The organism is Haloarcula litorea (assembly GCF_029338195.1).
Lineage (GTDB): Archaea > Halobacteriota > Halobacteria > Halobacteriales > Haloarculaceae > Haloarcula > Haloarcula litorea.
This window is the reverse complement of sequence record NZ_CP119779.1, coordinates 361978-377369: the sequence shown is the minus strand read 5'-3', so window position 1 is coordinate 377369 and position 15392 is coordinate 361978. Positions and strand designations below refer to the sequence as shown.

The 15392-nt window shown below is 70.4% G+C and carries 16 protein-coding genes; 10 read left to right on the top strand and 6 right to left on the bottom strand.

All coding sequences use genetic code 11. From position 1 onward, the window contains the following. Positions 1 to 56 precede the first annotated feature (56 nt). Entirely contained in the window at positions 57 to 251 is a 195-nt protein-coding gene (locus tag P0592_RS02045) for a cold-shock protein (RefSeq protein ID WP_276272601.1), read from the bottom strand. A 103-nt stretch (positions 252 to 354) separates the two neighbouring features. Between P0592_RS02045 and uppS the strand changes: the two genes are divergently transcribed. Continuing rightward, complete coding sequence (uppS, locus tag P0592_RS02040; RefSeq protein ID WP_276272600.1) at positions 355 to 1275, top strand: polyprenyl diphosphate synthase; 921 nt, start codon at positions 355 to 357, stop codon at positions 1273 to 1275. A gap of 1 nt (position 1276) precedes the next feature. Here the strand turns inward: uppS and P0592_RS02035 are convergent, their stop codons facing one another. Beyond that, complete coding sequence (locus P0592_RS02035) at positions 1277 to 2137, bottom strand: Ig-like domain-containing protein (protein WP_276272599.1); 861 nt, start codon at positions 2135 to 2137, stop codon at positions 1277 to 1279. A 73-nt stretch (positions 2138 to 2210) separates the two neighbouring features. Next, positions 2211 to 2819, bottom strand: coding sequence for an undecaprenyl diphosphate synthase family protein (locus tag P0592_RS02030; RefSeq protein WP_276272598.1), 609 nt, complete (start codon positions 2817 to 2819; stop codon positions 2211 to 2213). Positions 2820 to 2952: 133 nt separating this feature from the next. Here P0592_RS02030 and P0592_RS02025 point away from each other — a divergent pair, with 133 nt between their 5' ends. Then, positions 2953 to 4296 carry a DUF92 domain-containing protein gene (locus P0592_RS02025; protein WP_276272597.1) on the top strand — a complete coding sequence of 448 codons (1344 nt, stop codon included), beginning with the start codon at positions 2953 to 2955 and terminating at the stop codon, positions 4294 to 4296. Beyond that, positions 4293 to 4709 (top strand): GNAT family N-acetyltransferase, encoded by a 417-nt coding sequence (locus P0592_RS02020; protein WP_276272596.1) that lies wholly within the window; start codon positions 4293 to 4295, stop codon positions 4707 to 4709. Before P0592_RS02025 ends, P0592_RS02020 begins: the two co-directional genes overlap by 4 nt. Here P0592_RS02020 and dnaG read toward each other — a convergent pair. Both dnaG and P0592_RS02010 read right to left on the bottom strand, forming a co-directional pair. Beyond that, positions 4706 to 6106, bottom strand: coding sequence for a DNA primase DnaG (gene dnaG, locus P0592_RS02015; protein WP_276272595.1), 1401 nt, complete (start codon positions 6104 to 6106; stop codon positions 4706 to 4708). The genes P0592_RS02020 and dnaG overlap by 4 nt on opposite strands. Positions 6107 to 6228: 122 nt before the next feature. Continuing rightward, positions 6229 to 6945: a sugar phosphate isomerase/epimerase family protein gene (locus P0592_RS02010; RefSeq protein ID WP_276272594.1), complete on the bottom strand. Its 717-nt coding sequence runs from the start codon at positions 6943 to 6945 to the stop codon at positions 6229 to 6231. 53 nt (positions 6946 to 6998) lie between these two features. Here P0592_RS02010 and P0592_RS02005 point away from each other — a divergent pair, with 53 nt between their 5' ends. The 7 genes from P0592_RS02005 to P0592_RS01975 all read left to right on the top strand — a co-directional run bounded on the left by P0592_RS02005 (position 6999) and on the right by P0592_RS01975 (position 14094). Then, complete coding sequence (locus tag P0592_RS02005; protein WP_276272593.1) at positions 6999 to 7343, top strand: tRNA-binding protein; 345 nt, start codon at positions 6999 to 7001, stop codon at positions 7341 to 7343. 75 nt (positions 7344 to 7418) lie between these two features. Then, on the top strand, positions 7419 to 7628 hold the full coding sequence (locus P0592_RS02000) for a DUF3311 domain-containing protein (protein WP_276272592.1): 210 nt from the start codon (positions 7419 to 7421) through the stop codon (positions 7626 to 7628). A gap of 1 nt (position 7629) precedes the next feature. Beyond that, the gene (locus tag P0592_RS01995) at positions 7630 to 9153 is read left to right on the top strand and encodes a sodium:solute symporter family protein (protein WP_276272591.1); all 1524 of its coding nucleotides are present in this window, start codon (positions 7630 to 7632) and stop codon (positions 9151 to 9153) included. Between the two features lie 61 nt (positions 9154 to 9214). Continuing rightward, the gene (locus P0592_RS01990) at positions 9215 to 9697 is read left to right on the top strand and encodes a peroxiredoxin family protein (RefSeq protein ID WP_276272590.1); all 483 of its coding nucleotides are present in this window, start codon (positions 9215 to 9217) and stop codon (positions 9695 to 9697) included. Positions 9698 to 9730: 33 nt separating this feature from the next. Then, complete coding sequence (locus P0592_RS01985; protein ID WP_276272589.1) at positions 9731 to 10135, top strand: DUF2892 domain-containing protein; 405 nt, start codon at positions 9731 to 9733, stop codon at positions 10133 to 10135. Between the two features lie 48 nt (positions 10136 to 10183). Further along, positions 10184 to 11092 (top strand): HFX_2341 family transcriptional regulator, encoded by a 909-nt coding sequence (locus tag P0592_RS01980; RefSeq protein WP_276272588.1) that lies wholly within the window; start codon positions 10184 to 10186, stop codon positions 11090 to 11092. A gap of 293 nt (positions 11093 to 11385) precedes the next feature. Further along, positions 11386 to 14094 carry a valine--tRNA ligase gene (locus P0592_RS01975; RefSeq protein WP_276272587.1) on the top strand — a complete coding sequence of 903 codons (2709 nt, stop codon included), beginning with the start codon at positions 11386 to 11388 and terminating at the stop codon, positions 14092 to 14094. A 59-nt stretch (positions 14095 to 14153) separates the two neighbouring features. On the opposite strand, the gene P0592_RS01970 is transcribed toward P0592_RS01975, so the two are convergent. Then, positions 14154 to 15320 (bottom strand): sensor histidine kinase, encoded by a 1167-nt coding sequence (locus P0592_RS01970; protein WP_276272586.1) that lies wholly within the window; start codon positions 15318 to 15320, stop codon positions 14154 to 14156. Between the last annotated feature and the right edge of the window lie 72 nt (positions 15321 to 15392).

The following is a 15392-nucleotide window of genomic DNA, read 5'->3' as shown; positions in this document are numbered from 1 at the left end:
GCTTCCGGGCCAGCCGGGGCTCCCGACACGTTCGCCCGGAGCGGCCGTCGAGCGGCCTACAGCCGCTTCAGGTTCTCGGCGCGCGGACCCTTGTCCGCCTGCACGATGTCGAACTCCACCTCCTGGCCCTCTTCGAGGTCGGGACCGCCGATGTCCTCCATGTGGAAGAACACGTCCTCCTCGGAATCCTCTGTGTCGATGAAACCGTAACCGCCCGTCTCGTTGAAGAAGTCTACCGTACCGGTCGCCATTGCGAGCTAACGTTTGCCACCCGCCGTCTTAAATTATGCGGCGACTTACCACGGTGGAGCCGAGCCACAAACTCCTTATCGGTTCACTGATATGCTACGAGCGATGCGAGACCGGGTCAGCCGTCTCGGCTACGCGGCCTACGAGCGTCTCCTCCGGCGGGAACTGTCGGGGACACCGAGTCACGTCGCCGTCATCCAGGACGGGAACCGCCGCTACGCCCGCAAGCAGGGCGAGGAGACGACCGAGGGGTACACGGAAGGTGCGCAGACGACCGAGGCGCTGCTGGACTGGTGTGACGAACTGGGGATCGAGGAGGTGACGCTGTACGCCTTCTCGACCGAGAACTTCGACCGGCCCGAGGAGCAACAGGAACACCTCTTCGATCTCATCGAGTCGAAGCTCCGGACGTTCGCCGACGCCGACCGGGTCCACGACGCCGAGGTGTGTATCCGCGCCATCGGCGAGACCGAACTGCTGCCCGACCGCGTCCGGGACGCCATCGACTACGCCGAGGCCCGCACCGCGCAGTACGACCGACTCAACCTCAACGTCGCGCTGGCCTACGGCGGCCGCGCGGAGCTGCTCGGGGCCGCCCGCGACATCGCCGCGGAGGTCGACGCGGGCGAGCTCGCCCCCGGAGACGTCGGCCCCGAGACGGTCGAGGACCGCCTCTACGATGGGCCGACCCGCGACGTCGACCTCATCGTCCGGACCGGCGGCGACGAGCGCACCTCGAACTTCCTGCCGTGGCACGCCAACGGCAACGAGGCCGCGACGTTCTTCTGTACCCCCTACTGGCCGGAGTTCCGGAAGGTGGACTTCCTGCGGGCCATCCGCACCTACGAGAACCGCGAGGCCTCCTGGCGGGCGACCCGCGCCCGCCGGGCGCTGGCGCTCGTGCGCTCGCTCGGCCGGGCGGAGGTCCCCCAGGCCCGGCAGGTCCTCCGCCGCTTCCGTGACGCCCTGCCCAGCGGCGAGCGCGACGACATCGACATCGACGAGGAGTACGAGACGGCGGACTGACTCACCGGACCTCCGGGAACGCCGGTCGGTGGAACCGGAGCCCGCCCGTCGGCGTGACCAGCACCGTCAGCGGCGGCCCGTACTCCGGGGGGCCGGTCGCGAGGTCCCATTCGTGGGTCGCCGTCGGCCCGTCGGCCAGCGACGCCGTCACCCGGTGGGTCCCCGACCGCCGGGTGACGCCCAGCTGTTCGACGCCGCGGTCGTACCCCACGGTGTGGGTCCGTTCGAGCACCGTCGTCGCCCCGTCCTCGCCCGGCCACTCGACGGTGACGGTGAGTTCACGCGGTTCCGGATGGAGGCAGTAGGCCCGGTAGCTCGCGTCGTCGCCCTCGCAGGCCGGCGCGAAGTTCCCCGCCCGCTCCGGGGCCGCGTACACGTCCTCGCAGTCCCGGACGCGGTCGGCCAGTTCGGCGGTCCGGACGACGAGACCCGGACCGACGAAGTACAGCGCGGGCAACTGCCCCCAGTCGGCGTGGACGCCGTCCTCGTAGTTCGCGTAGCCGCCGCCGGTGGCGACGACGTAGTGCCCTCTGTGGGCGGCGGTGTCGTGGGCGGCGGTCCCCCGCGCCGAGAGGTCCGTGACGTCGGGTTCGTGGAGCGAGTTGTGGACTCTCGCCGCCTCGAACTCCTCGGCGAAGGCGACGGCGGCGTCGGCGGTCACCTCGGCGGGCGGCTCGGGATACATCTTCGGCCCCGACGGCCGGTCGGCGAACGTCCCCGTCGCCGACGGCGTGGGTCGGTCCGTCTCCGTGGGCGTCGAACCCTCGGTGTCGGTGGCCGGACCGTCCCCGGTCGCACACCCGGCGACGGCGGCGGCGGACAGACCGGCGGCTCGGAGGAGGCTGCGGCGCGTGGGCGGCATACGCGAACCCGTGGCGGCCACCGGAATAGGTCTTGTGTGGCTCGTCTCCCGACGTTCGCTCGGTTCGCGTAGCTCACCGACCGAACCGCCGCTGGCGTTCCTGATAGTCCCGCAACGCCCGGAGGTAGTCCCGGCGGCGGAAGTTCCGCCAGTTCACGTCGGTGAAGTACAGCTCCGAGTACACCGACTGCCAGATCATGAAGTCCGAGAGCCGCTCGGCCCCGGTCTTGATGACGAGGTCCGGGTCGGTCGGGAAGACGAGGTGGTCCTCGACGGCGGCCTCGTCGATGTCCTCGGGAGCGAGGTCGCCCGACTCGACGTCCTCGGCCAGCTTCTGGACCGCCGTCGCGAACTCCGACTGGCCGCCGAGGCCGATCGAGACCTGGATCGGCGTGTCGGCGACGGATTCGTCGTCGGGACAGCGGACCGAGACCCGCCGCGGCGCTCGCAGGTCCGACAGCTCCTGCTGGAGTGTCGGGACGACTTCCTCGTCGAGGACGCTGACGTAGACGACCAGCGTCTCGGCCCCGTACTGGACCGCCCAGTCGAAGAACTGCTCCAGCGTGGCGTACGCGCCGTCGACGAGCAGGTCCCGCTCGGTGATGACGAGCGCCACCGTCTCCGGGAGGTCGGCGTCGCTCATCCGGAGACGCGTGGCGAGATACCGGTCGTAGAGACCCACGCCGCGTGGTAGACCGACGGCCCGCCTAAAGGTCACGGTCGCCCGGAACGGAGGCGAGGTCGTGACGACGCGCTGACCGGTCGCACCGCCGAGTTCGGAAACGGTAAGTGGCTCTCGGGGATACCGGCGGGACGTGACATCGACAGTCCGGCGCGCTGGCGCGTTCGCCGCGGTCGCGACCCTGGCGTTCGCCGCACCGGTCGCCACCGGCATCGACTCGGCCGCGCTCGCGACTGTCGCCGCGACCGGCCCGTTCGCCCTGGTGGCGCTGCTTGCGGTCACCGTCGTCGATCAGGACTCCGTCCTGTTCGAGCTGTTCGCCCGGCCGGGCGACTACGAGGACGGGAAACTGTACGGGCTGGCCGCCTTCTCGCTGGCCGCGGCCGGCCTCGCCCTGCTCGCGGTGCGGTTCGACCTCCCGGTGTGGGTGTTCGTCGGCGTCGTCGTCCTCGTCGCCTACGGCAACCTCGGCCAGCGGGTCGCGGTCCGGATCAAGAGCGACGAGGTCGTCGGGGCCGCCGGCTTCGTCGTCACCGGCTTCGCCACCGGCGTCGCCGCACAGCTGGGGGCGGCCCGCATCCAGAGCGTCGCCGTCGCCCCGGCCGACGCCCTGTTCCTCGCGGGGACCGGTGCGCTCGTCGCGGCGCTGTTGCGCTCGGTGCTGTTCGAGCGCGACGACCCGCTGGTGATGCTGTCGGTCGGGCTCCTGCTGTGGCTGTTCTTCGAGCTCGATCCCACCGTCGCGCCCCAGCGGGTGTTCGTCGCGCTCGGGGTCTCGGCGGCGCTTGGCTACGTCGCCTACGCGCTGGACACGGCGTCGCTCCCCGGGATGCTGACCGGGGTCCTCCTGTCGCTGCTGACCATCGTGCTGGGCGGGTACGGCTGGTTCGCGATGCTCATCACGTTCTTCGGCCTCGGCGGGCTGTCGACGAAGTACCGCTACGAGGAGAAGGCCGACCGCGGCATCGCCGAGGAGAACGAGGGGGCACGCGGGAGCGGGAACGTCCTCGCGAACTCCATCGTCGCGCTGGTCGCCGTGCTGGCCTGGGCCGCCAGCCCCAGCCACATCGCCGTCGACCCGGCGCTGTTCCTCTATGCCTTCGCCGGGGCCGTCGCGGCGGCGATGACCGACACCTTCTCCAGCGAGTTCGGCGGCCTCTACGACAACCCGCGGCTCATCACGACCTTCGAGCGGGTCGAGCCCGGCACCGACGGCGGCGTCACCTGGCAGGGCGTCGTCGCGGGCCTGGTCGGCGCGGCCATCATCGCCGGCATCGCCGCCGTCACCATCGCCCGCGTCGGGACCGCGGGTGCCGCGCTCGTCTGTGCCTGTGGCCTCGTCGGGATGTTCGTCGACAGCGTGCTCGGGGCCACCGTCGAGGGCACCGTCGTCGGCAACCAGGGAGTCAACACGCTGGCGACGCTGGCGGCGGCGGTCACCGGGGTCGGCGTGGCCCTGGCCGTCGGCCTGGTATGATCCGCGAGGCCCGCTCGGCCGATCAACGGCGGCTCGAAGCCATCCAGACGACCGCCCTCGACGAACCGTGGCCCGAGCTGCTGGAGGTGGCCGTCGACGGGCCGCCGCTGGTGCTGGTCCTCGACGACGGCGGCGTCGTCGCCTACGCGCTCGTGGTCCCGGACCACCCGGTCGCCTACCTCGCGGAGTTCGCCGTCGCGCCGCCGGCACAGGGCCGGGGGTACGGGACCAGGCTGATGGACGGGCTGCTCGACCGACTCCGCTCGCGGGGGTTCGAGACGGTCAGGCTGACCGCCCGCGAGGACGACGAGCGGGCGCGTGGCTTCTACGAGACGTTCGAGTTCGCCGTGGCCGACCGCATCGAGGGCCACTACGACGACGGCGACGGTGTGGTCCTGACCCTCACTCTCTAGTCCGCGGTCCGCACCTGCACGCCGGTGGGCTGTTTGACGTACTCGCCGTCGCCGGTGGCGACCACCACGTCGACGCCGCGCTGGGCCGACACGTCGAGGACCTTCTGCGTGCAGTCGGCGTCGACGACGACGGTCCGGGGGCTCCCCTCGCAGTCGGCGATCAGCGGGACGGCGTCGTCGGCGTCGCCCTCGGCCAGCACCGTCAGGTCGGCGTCGAGGACGCGGACCCGGCCGCTGTCGGCACCGACCACGGCCTCGACGTGGTCCGAGAGCGTCTGCGGCCCGTCCGGCTCGGCCGCGCCGTCCGCCGAGGAGTCCACGGCCTCGCTCTCTCGGTCGGCGTCCGTCGCCTCGCTCGTGCCGGCCCGTGGCTCCGCCGTCCGCCCGTCGCTTCCGGGCGAGTCCGTCGCCGCCGAGGGGTCGGCGGCCGCGGTCGTCGTCTCCCCGGGGTCGGTCGTGTCGGCCGTCGCCGTCGGTTCCGCGGGCTCGTCCGTGGTGTCCGCGGGCGCTGTCTCCGCGGTCGAAGAGACGGCCCCCCCGCCGTCGCCGGCCGCCACCTCGTCGGCGTCGGCGACGGCGTCCGCCGGCGAGTCCGCGTCGGCGACGGCCTCGTAGGGGACCTTGTCCCGGAGTGCGGTCATCGCCTCGGTCCGCGAGAGGTCCTCGACGGACCGGCCGCGGGGGGCGATGGCGACGTGGTCGACCTCGCCGACCTGCGCCAGTTCCTTGAGGATGAGGTCCCCGCCCCGGTCGCCGTCGAGGAAGGCGGTGACGGTCCGATCGCGGGTCAGTCTCGCGACCGCCTCGGGCACGTCGGTCCCCTCGACGGCGATGGCGTTCTTGACGCCGTACTTCAGCAACTGGAGCACGTCGGCCCGGCCCTCGACGACGACGATGGCGTCGGAGTCGGCGACCCGGGGGCCGGCCGGCAGCCCCTCGTGTTCGGTGATGTCGTCGACGCGAGCCCGCTGGCGCACCGTCTCGACGATGTCCTCGGTGGTGACGGCGTCCTCCTCGAACTCCGCCAGCAGCTCCGTCGCCCGGTCGACGACCTCGCGGCGCTTGGCGGTGCGGACGTCCTCGATCTCGGCCACCTCGATGGCCGCCTCGCAGGGGCCGACCTGTTCGATGGTCTCCAGCGCGGCCGCGAGGATGGCCGTCTCGACCCGGTCGAGGCCGCTGGCGACGGTGAGCTGGCCGAACGACTGGCCGCCCTCCGAGCGGATGTCCACGTCGATCCGGCCGACCTTCTGGGAGTCCTGCAGGTCCCGCAGGTCCAGTTCGTCGCCGAGCAACCCCTCCGTCTGGCCGAACACCGCGCCGACCACGTCGCTGCGCTCGACGACGCCGGCCGCGGTGATGTCCGCGTGTATCAGGTACTTCGCTGTGTCGTGCATGTGGGGACTCCCCGGGCCGTCGCAGAACGCCCGGCGACGGCCCGCTCTCTCTGTCTATACGTTGTCGTCGAGGCGTCAAATAAGCTTGGCGTCACGACCTGGCGCTGCCGCTCGGCGGCGGCTCAGTCGTCCGCCAGCAGTCGCGCCATCGTCTCGCTCCCGGCCCGCAGTTCCGCCACCGGGTCGTCTGGGTCGTCGTGTTCGAAGACGAGCCAGTCGGCCCCGGCCTCGCGGGCGGCGTCGACCACCGCCGGCAGGTCCACCACGCCGTCGCCGAGGCTCGTCGGCTCGCCGTCGGCCGTGACGTCCTTCAGGTGGACCACCGGCACGCGCCCGTCCAGGGACGAGAGCAGCGCAACCGGGTCCCGGCCCGCCGCCCGCGCCCACCCCACGTCGAGTTCGATCCCGACCGTCGTCGCCTCGATCAGGCGGTCGAAGGCCGTCTCCGTTCCGACGGGGACGAACTCGTGGTCGTGGTTGTGGTACAGCAGCGGTCGGTCGAGTTCGAGCGCGAGGTCGTCGAGGGCCGCCGCCGTCTCCTCGACCGCCGCGGCGTCGGCGAAGTGGTCGTCGTCGAGGTGCGGGACGACCGCGTAGGGGACCGAGAGCGTCGCCAGTTCGTCGTCGACGGCCGCGGGGTCGGCCCGCAGCTCGTCGGCGTCGACGTGTGCGCCGGCTGCCACCAGCCCGGTCTCCGAGAGCAGTCGCGCCGTCTCCGGGGGGTCCTCGATCCCGGCGAACTCCACGCCGTCGTAGCCGGCGTCGGCGACCGCCGCGAGCAGTTCCGGCAGGGGCCGGTCCACGTCCCGGAGCGTCCAGAGCTGTATCGCCGTGCGCATAGCCGGCCCTGCGAGCGGGGGGCTGAAATAAGCGGGCCCCGACGGATGGTGGTATGGGTCTCACAGAGGAGAACATCGACCCCGCACGGTTCCTCGAAGACGTGGAGATGCGCGTCGGCGAGGTGGTCGACGTGGCAGACTTCCCCGAGGCGCGCAAGGACGTCTACAAGCTCCGGGTCGACGTCGGCGAGGAGACGCTCCAGACGGCCGCCGGCCTCACCGACTGCTACGACCACGAGGAGCTGCTTGGCGCGCAGGTGATCGCCGTCGTCAACCTCGGCACCGTCACGATCGCCGGCTTCGAGAGCGAGTGCCTCGTCACCGGCGTCGACGGCGAGGACGGCGTCGTCCACCTGACGACCGAGCGGGACGTCGAACCCGGCACCCGGGTGTACTGAAGAGGAATTTCCTTCAACAATTGGCTGTGAAGGTTCGACACCCATTTGTACGCGTAGTGGATAGAGTTCGTCGATATGACTCGGACGCGAACGCTGGCGTGGACGGCCGTCGCGCTCGTCCTGATGGCGCTGGCGGTGCCGTGGTTCCTCTGGGACAGCGCGGCCGTCGCCGCCGGCCTGCCGGTGTGGCTCTGGTGGCATATCGGGTGGATGGCCCTCGCGAGCGCCGTCTTCGCCGTCTTCGCGCACACCGACTGGGGCGTCGGCGTGGAGGGGGTGCGCTGAGATGGCCGACACCGCCCTGCAACTCGGCATCGTCGGCGCGTACATGCTCGTCGCGCTCGCCGTGGGCGTGGTCGCCTACCGCCTGACCGACCGCAGCGCCGAGGACTACTACCTCGCGAGCCGGACGCTGGGGACGGTCGTGCTCCTGTTCACGACGTTCGCGACGCTGCTGTCGGCCTTCACCTTCTTCGGCGGCCCCAACCTCGCGTTCTCGGCCGGTCCCGAGTGGATACTCGTGATGGGGCTGATGGACGGAGTCATCTTCGCCGTCCTCTGGTACGTGCTCGGCTACAAGCAGTGGCTGGTCGGGAAGCGCCACGGCTACGTCACGCTCGGGGAGATGCTGGGCGACCGGTTCGGCTCGACGGGCCTGCGCGTGCTCGTCGCCGGCGTCAGCCTCGTCTGGCTGTTCCCCTACGTGATGCTCCAGCAGAAGGGGGCCGGCCAGGCCATCGTCGGCCTCACCGGCGGCGCGGTGCCGTTCTGGGTCGGTGCCGGCGGCATCACGCTGTTCATGATCCTCTACGTCGCCGTCTCCGGGATGCGCGGCGTCGCCTGGACCGACACGCTGCAGGGGATCTTCATGCTCTCGCTGGTGTGGGTCGCCGTCGCCTGGGTCCTCTCGGCGGTCGGCGGCGCGGGCGCGGCGACGGCGGCCGTCGGCGAGACGCAGCCGGAGTTTCTCTCGCTCGGCGGCGGGCTCTACACCCGGCAGTACGTCGTCTCGACGGCGGTGAGCATCGCCTTCGGCGTGACGATGTTCCCCCAGATCAATCAGCGGTTCTTCGCCGCCGGGTCGAAGAAGGTGCTCAAGCGCACCTTCGCCCTGTGGCCGGTCCTCGTCCTCCTGCTGTTCGTCCCGGCGTTTATGCTCGGGACGTGGGCCGCCGGGCTGGGCGTCACCGTCCCCCAGGGCAGCAACGTCGTCCCCGCGCTGCTGAGCGAGTACACGCCCGCGTGGTTCGCGGCGCTGGTCATCGCCGGCGCGATGGCGGCGATGATGTCCTCCAGCGACTCGATGCTGCTGTCGGGGTCGTCCTACCTCACCCGCGACCTCTACCGCCCGCTGAAGCGGACGCTCGGCACGGCGGACACCGACGCCGACCGCGAGTCGCTGGTCGCCCGCGCCGGCGTCGTCGCCTTCGCGTCGCTGTCGTTCGTCGCCAGCCTCTACTCGCCGGGCACGCTCGTCCAGATCGGCGACACCGCCTTCAGCGGTTTCGCCCAGTTGACGCTCCCGGTCGCGCTGGCGCTGTACTGGCAGGGGACGACCCGCTACGGGATGTACGCCGGCGTCGTCGGCAGCCAGCTGTTCTACGTCGCCCACGTGTTCCCGATCGTGGCGACGGTCGGCGGCCTGCTGGGCGTCTCCGTCTCGCTGCCCGCCGCTTACCTCGGCTGGACGCCCGGCGTCGTCGGCATCCTGCTGGGTGCCCTCCTCACCGTCGGCGTCTCGCTCGCGACCAGTCCGGCTCCGACCGAGGACCGCAGCGCCTACGACGTCACCGGGGCCGAGGCCGACTGATAGTGCACGGCCCTCACAAGGCCGCTTCCCGGTTTTCACCCGCCGCCGTCTTCGCCCCGGTATGAGTCTGGAAGGCGAGACGGCTCCGTCGTTCACACTACAGAGCACCGCCGGCGGCGAGGTATCGCTCGACGACCACCTCGGCGACGGTCCGACGGTCGTCGTCGTCAACCGCGGTCACTGGTGTAGCTTCTGTGCCGAGCAACTGCAGACGTTCAGCGAGGTCTCCTACGACCTGTGGTTCAACGACGACGTGGACGTCGTCCCCGTGGTCACCGACCCGCTACCGAAGGTGACGGAGATGCGGGACCGCTACGATCTCGACTTCCAGCTACTGGCCGACCCCGACGGCGAGGTGGCCGAGCGCTACAGCGGCACCGAGGAGACCAGTCACGGCGTGACCGGTATCGCCGCCGTCTACGTCCTCGACAGCGACGGCACGGTCCGGTACGAGCAGGTCGCGGACCACCCCGCCGACCGGACGTACGGCAACTGGGTCCGGTACTTCGTCCGCAACGGCTTCGAGGACCCGTTCGGGAACTGAAGCTACAAGAGCGTCCGGCGAGAACGGTGTCGTATGGACCGAAGCGACGCCGACCCCGGTCGACTCGTTCGCCTCCTGCTGGCCGCCGTCCTCGCGCTCGCAGCCCTGCGCTCGCTGCGCGACGGCAAGCGCTTGCGGGGCCTGCTGGCCGCCGCCGGGGCGGTCGCCGTCGGCTACGACACGGTGACCCGCGACATCGCGGACGTCGACGTCCCCGACGTCGTCGACGAGGAACTCTCGACCGACGAGGACGACGCGGCCGGCGAGGAAGCGACTGCGGAGACCGAGACCGACGGCGTCGAGGACGCGGCCGTCGACGCCTCGACGAACGGCCACGCCGCCGACCTCGTCTGTGCCGACTGTGGCGACCCGATCGTCCCCGGCCAGAACCGCGGCCCCAACGAGGACGGCGAGATCGTCCACGACGCCTGCGACTGAGCGGCCCGTCTGCTGGGGTTTATAACCGTCCCCGCCGCCCTATCGGGTATGCAGACCCACATCGTCCCGGTCGGGTTCGACTACGACCGGCTCATCGCGCCGCTGGTGCGCGAGCAACTCGACGTGGACCGCGTCGTCCTGCTGGAGGGGGCGGTCGGCTCCGAGGCCAACGTCGAGTACTCGCGCAACCTCGCCGAGAAACTGGAGAAGGACTACCGGAACCTCCTCGGAGCGGAGACCGAACGGTTCGTCGTCGACGACGTCTACGACTACGACGCGGCCTTCGAGAGCGCGTTCGAACTGATCAACGACGAGCTCGACGCCGGCCGCGAGGTGTGGGTCAACGTCTCCGCGATGCCCCGGACCGTCTCCTTTGCCTTCGCCACCGCCGCCCACTCGATCATGGTCGAGCGCGAGGGCGACCGGGACCGCATCCACACCTACTACACGGTCCCCGAGAAGTACCTGGAGACGGAACTCGCCGAGGAACTCCGCCGCCAGGTCGACCTGCTCGCCGACCTCCGGGACGGCGATGCCGTCGACGACCGCATCGCGGAACGGCTCTCGACGGCCCTCGATCTCCTCGACGAGTTCGACGAGCGCGGCACCACCATCGGTGCCAAGGAGATCGACGGCTCCCACGTCGTCGAGCTCCCCGTCGCCTCCTTCTCGAACGTCAAGCCCTTCGAGGAGGTCATCCTCTTCACGCTTGGCGACCACGGCGAGTTCGAGTCCGTCTCCGAGCTCGCACAGGAACTGGCCCGCGAGCTCGGCGAGGAGTACACCGACAGTTTCCGCTCGAAGGTCATCTACAACGTCGACCGCCTCGGCCCCGGCGGCAAGGGGTACATCGAACAGGAGGAACACGGGAAGTCCTACCGGACGCGGCTGTCCCGCATCGGCGACCTGTGGGTCCGGGCCCACTCGGCCGAGGACCGCGAACACGACCTGCTCTAGTCGGGGTTGCTCTCGCGGCCCGGGACGGAGTGCAGTACGGCCGGAGAGCCCCGGCGGGCGACTCCCGGGGCCTTCCGGCCTCTCGGACTGGCACACTCTGGACTTCCCTCACCGACGACTGCGCCGTCAGAAAACCGAAGTCGTTTAGCCCCCGGTTCGTCCATATACTGGTAATGGCGCGTCGCGCGGCAGCCCGGCCCGTTCTCGTACCCGTAGTAGGGGCGTCCAGCCCCCGCTAACCACACCCGCACGACGCCCGAACCGTCTCCGACCGACCGCCCCCGACAGCAGATATGAGTGACACACAGGACCCACCGACCGAGGAATCGTCAGCCGACCAGTCCGCCCTTGACGGGGAGTACGACCCCCGCGAGATCGAACCCAAGTGGCAGGACCACTGGGTGAACGAGGGCACCTACGCCTACGACGAGGACGCCGACACCCGCTTCACCATCGACACGCCGCCGCCGACGGTGTCGGGGAACCTCCACATGGGCCACCTCTACCAGTTCACGCTCCAGGACTTCGTCGCCCGCTACCACCGGATGGCCGACGACACCGTCTACTTCCCGTTCGGCTACGACGACAACGGCATCGCCTCCGAGCGGCTGACCGAGCGCGAACTGGGCATCCGCCACCAGGACTTCGAGCGCCGGGCGTTCCAGGAGAAGTGCCGAGAGGTCTGCACGGAGTACGAGGCGGAGTTCACCGAGGACGTCCAGTCGCTGGCGATCTCGGTCGACTGGGACAACACCTACAAGACCATCGCGCCGGAGGTCCAGCGGATCTCCCAGCTCTCCTTCCTCGACCTCTACGAGCAGGGCCGCGAGTACCGCCAGCGCGCCCCGACCATCTGGTGTCCGGACTGCGAGACGGCCATCTCCCAGGTCGAACAGGAAGACGAGGACAAACACACCAAGTTCAACGACATCGCCTTCGACCTCGTCGAGCGCGGCGACGGCGAGGCCGCCGACGACGAGACGTTCACCATCTCGACGACCCGGCCCGAACTGCTGCCGGCCTGTGTCTCCGTGTTCGTCCACCCCGACGACGACGCGAACCAGCACCTGGTCGGCGGCACCGCGCGGGTCCCGCTGTTCGGCCAGGAGGTCCCCATCATCGCCGACGAGCGCGTCGATATGGAGACCGGCAGCGGCGTCGTCATGTGCTGTACCTTCGGCGACCAGAACGACATCGAGTGGTACCAGGCCCACGACCTGGACCTCCGGCTGGCCATCGACGAGTCGGCGACGATGACCGAGCTCGCCGGCGAGTACGAGGGGATGCACACCACGGAGGCCCGCGAGGCCATCATCGAGGACCTCGACGAGGCGGGCTACCTGCTCGAATCGCGGGACCACGACCACACCGTCCAGGTCCACGAGCGCTGCGGCGTCGAGGTCGAGTACCTCGTCACCGAGCAGTGGTACGTCGAGATGCTCGACAAGAGGGAGGAGTACCTCCAGGCCGGCCGGCAGATGGAGTGGTACCCCGAGAAGATGTTCAGCCGCTACCAGCACTGGATCGAGGGCCTGGAGTGGGACTGGTGTATCTCCCGCCAGCGCGACTCCGGCATCCCGATCCCGGTCTGGTACTGCGACGACTGCGGCGAGCCGATCCTCGCCAGTCCCGACCAGCTGCCCGTCGACCCGCTCTCGGACGACCCGCCGGTCGACGCCTGCCCCGACTGCGGTCACAGCGCGCTCACGCCCGAGGAGGACGTCTTCGACACGTGGGCGACCTCCTCGCTGACGCCGCTGGTCAACGCCGGCTGGGACTGGGCGGCCGACGACGACGCCGAGGGTCACCTCTCGGTCGCCGACGGCGAGTTCACGATGGAGCTGCCGGAGCTGTACCCGTTCGACCTCCGGCCCCAGGGCCACGACATCATCTCCTTCTGGCTGTTCCACACCGTCGTCAAGTGCTACGAGCACACCGGCGAGGTCCCCTTCGACAGCGTGATGATCAACGGGATGGTGTTAGACGAGAACCGCGAGGCGATGTCCAAGTCCAAGGGCAACGTCATCCCGCCCAGCGAGGTGCTGGAGAACTTCCCGGTCGACGCCGCCCGCTACTGGGCCGCCGGCACCTCCATCGGCGACGACTTCCCGTACAAGGAGGGCGACCTCGAAGCGGGCGAGCGCCTGCTCCAGAAGCTCTGGAACGCCTCGCGGCTGGTCGACCAGCTCACGCCCCGGCCCGACGCCGTCGGCGCGGTTCCCGAGGAGGAGCTGGCGGCCGTCGACCGCTGGCTGCTGGCCGAACTCGACGAGACGATCGACTCCGTCACCGCGAAGTTCGAGGACTACTCGTTCTCGAAGGCCCGCAACGAACTCCGGTCGTTCTTCTGGAACACCTTCTGTGACGACTACCTCGAGATCGCGAAACAGCGACTCGACGACACCGGGGACCCCTCCGCGGAGTACACGCTCGTCACGGCCCACGAGACGTTCCTCAAGCTGTTCGCCCCCTTCCTCCCACACGTCACCGAGGAGCTGTACGACAGAGTGTACGCCGCCGATTCGTCGGTCCACACGACGGACTGGCCGACCCCGGGCGGCTACGAGGCCGACCTCGAAGCGGGCGAGACGGCGATGGAGGTCGTCTCCGCGCTGCGCCGGTACAAGACCGAGCACGGCCTGCCGCTGAACGCCGACCTCGACCACGTCGAGGTGTACGGCCACGTCGAGGGCTTCGCGGACGCCGTCGCCGAGGCGATGCACGTCGACCGGCTGGAGACGTTCGACGAGGCTCCCGACATCACGACCGAGGTCAGCGGCATCGACCTCGACTACTCGCTGGTCGGCCCCGAGTTCGGCAGCGACGTGGGCGACATCGACGCCGCCATCGAGGCCGGCGACTACGAGATCGACGGCGACACGCTGGTCGTCGCCGGCGAGTTCGAACTCGCCGACGAGATGTTCACCGTCGAGGAGTCACGCACCTACTCCGGCGACGGCGAGATGACCGAGACCGACAGCGCGGTCGTCGTCGTGCGATAGACGCTTTCGGAGCCCGAACTCGCCGAGTCCCGCCGCTCGGTCGCCGTCCGGGACACCGGTCAGTCGAGGTGCGCCACGCCGGAGCGGGTCGTCTCACTCCCGTCCCCCGCGGCGACCCGCTCCGGGCGTCGACTCGCGAGCCCGTCCCCGGCCGTGGCGTGGTCGACGGGGAGCGCCATCGAGACCGTCGTCCCACCGGCCCCCTCCGAGGAGACGGACAGGCTGCCGCCGGACTGATCGACGACGGTCTGGATGAGGTAGAGGCCGAGGCCGCGACCGTGCTTGAGCGGTCCCTCCGTCGCCTCCTCGAGCGCGTCGAGTTCGACGCTGGGGATGCCGCCGCCGTCGTCCGTCACGTCGACCAGCCAGCGGTCGCCGTCCGGAGCGCGCCGCACGGTCGCGCTGACGGTCAGGTCCACGCGGTCGTTGTGTTCGACGGCGTTCTCGAACACCTCACCGATCGCCGCCCTGATCTCCGGGTGGACTCGGGCCGGTGCGGTCGCGGGCGTCTCGGTCGACACGGTGACTGGCCTCCCGACCGTCGCAGCCGCGTCCTCGACGGCCGCGGTCACGTCGACGGACACCTGCTCGTCGGTCCCCAGGACGCGCTCGATGCGCCGGGCGCGTTCGCTCGCGTCGCTGAGTTCGTCGAGGTGGTCGCGGATCACGCGCCGGCCGCGGTCGGGGTCGACGTCTTCCTGCCCGAACGCGGCCCCGAGCCAGCCGTCGATGACCTGGAGCTCGTTCCGGAGGTTGTGCCGGAGGGTCCGGTTGAGCACGCTCGCCTGTTTCTGGAGCCGGCGTGAGCGGGCCGACTCCGCCCGGATGTCGCGGATGCGTTGGGTGTAGCCGACGTAGTAGTGGGCGATGGCCGTCGCCATCGCGACCCCGCCGACGGCGGCCATCGCGGTCATGTACGCCGGTCGGACGAGCGTCCCGCCCCCGAGTGACTGGAGGAACTGGATGACGGCGACGAACCCTCCGCCGTAGACGCCCCCGCCGCCCAGGAGCGCCGCCGTCGCGAGGACCTGGCGACGCGTCGGTTCTAACCGCCGGAAGCGCTCCCCGGCGGCGAGGATGACCACCGAGAGCACCGTCGGGAGCGCGATCCAGACGAGGTCGGTCGCCGCCCCGACCCCCCAGTGCACCGCGTACCACGCCGCGAGGCCGCCACTCGCCGTCGCGGACGCGACGTGGGGGAGCGCGGGACCCAACTCTCGCTGCATTACTGTCCGCGTCGTCCCGCTGTGACAAACTCGTACCACCTAACAGAGTTGGGTGTCGGCCAGCGGCTCCCA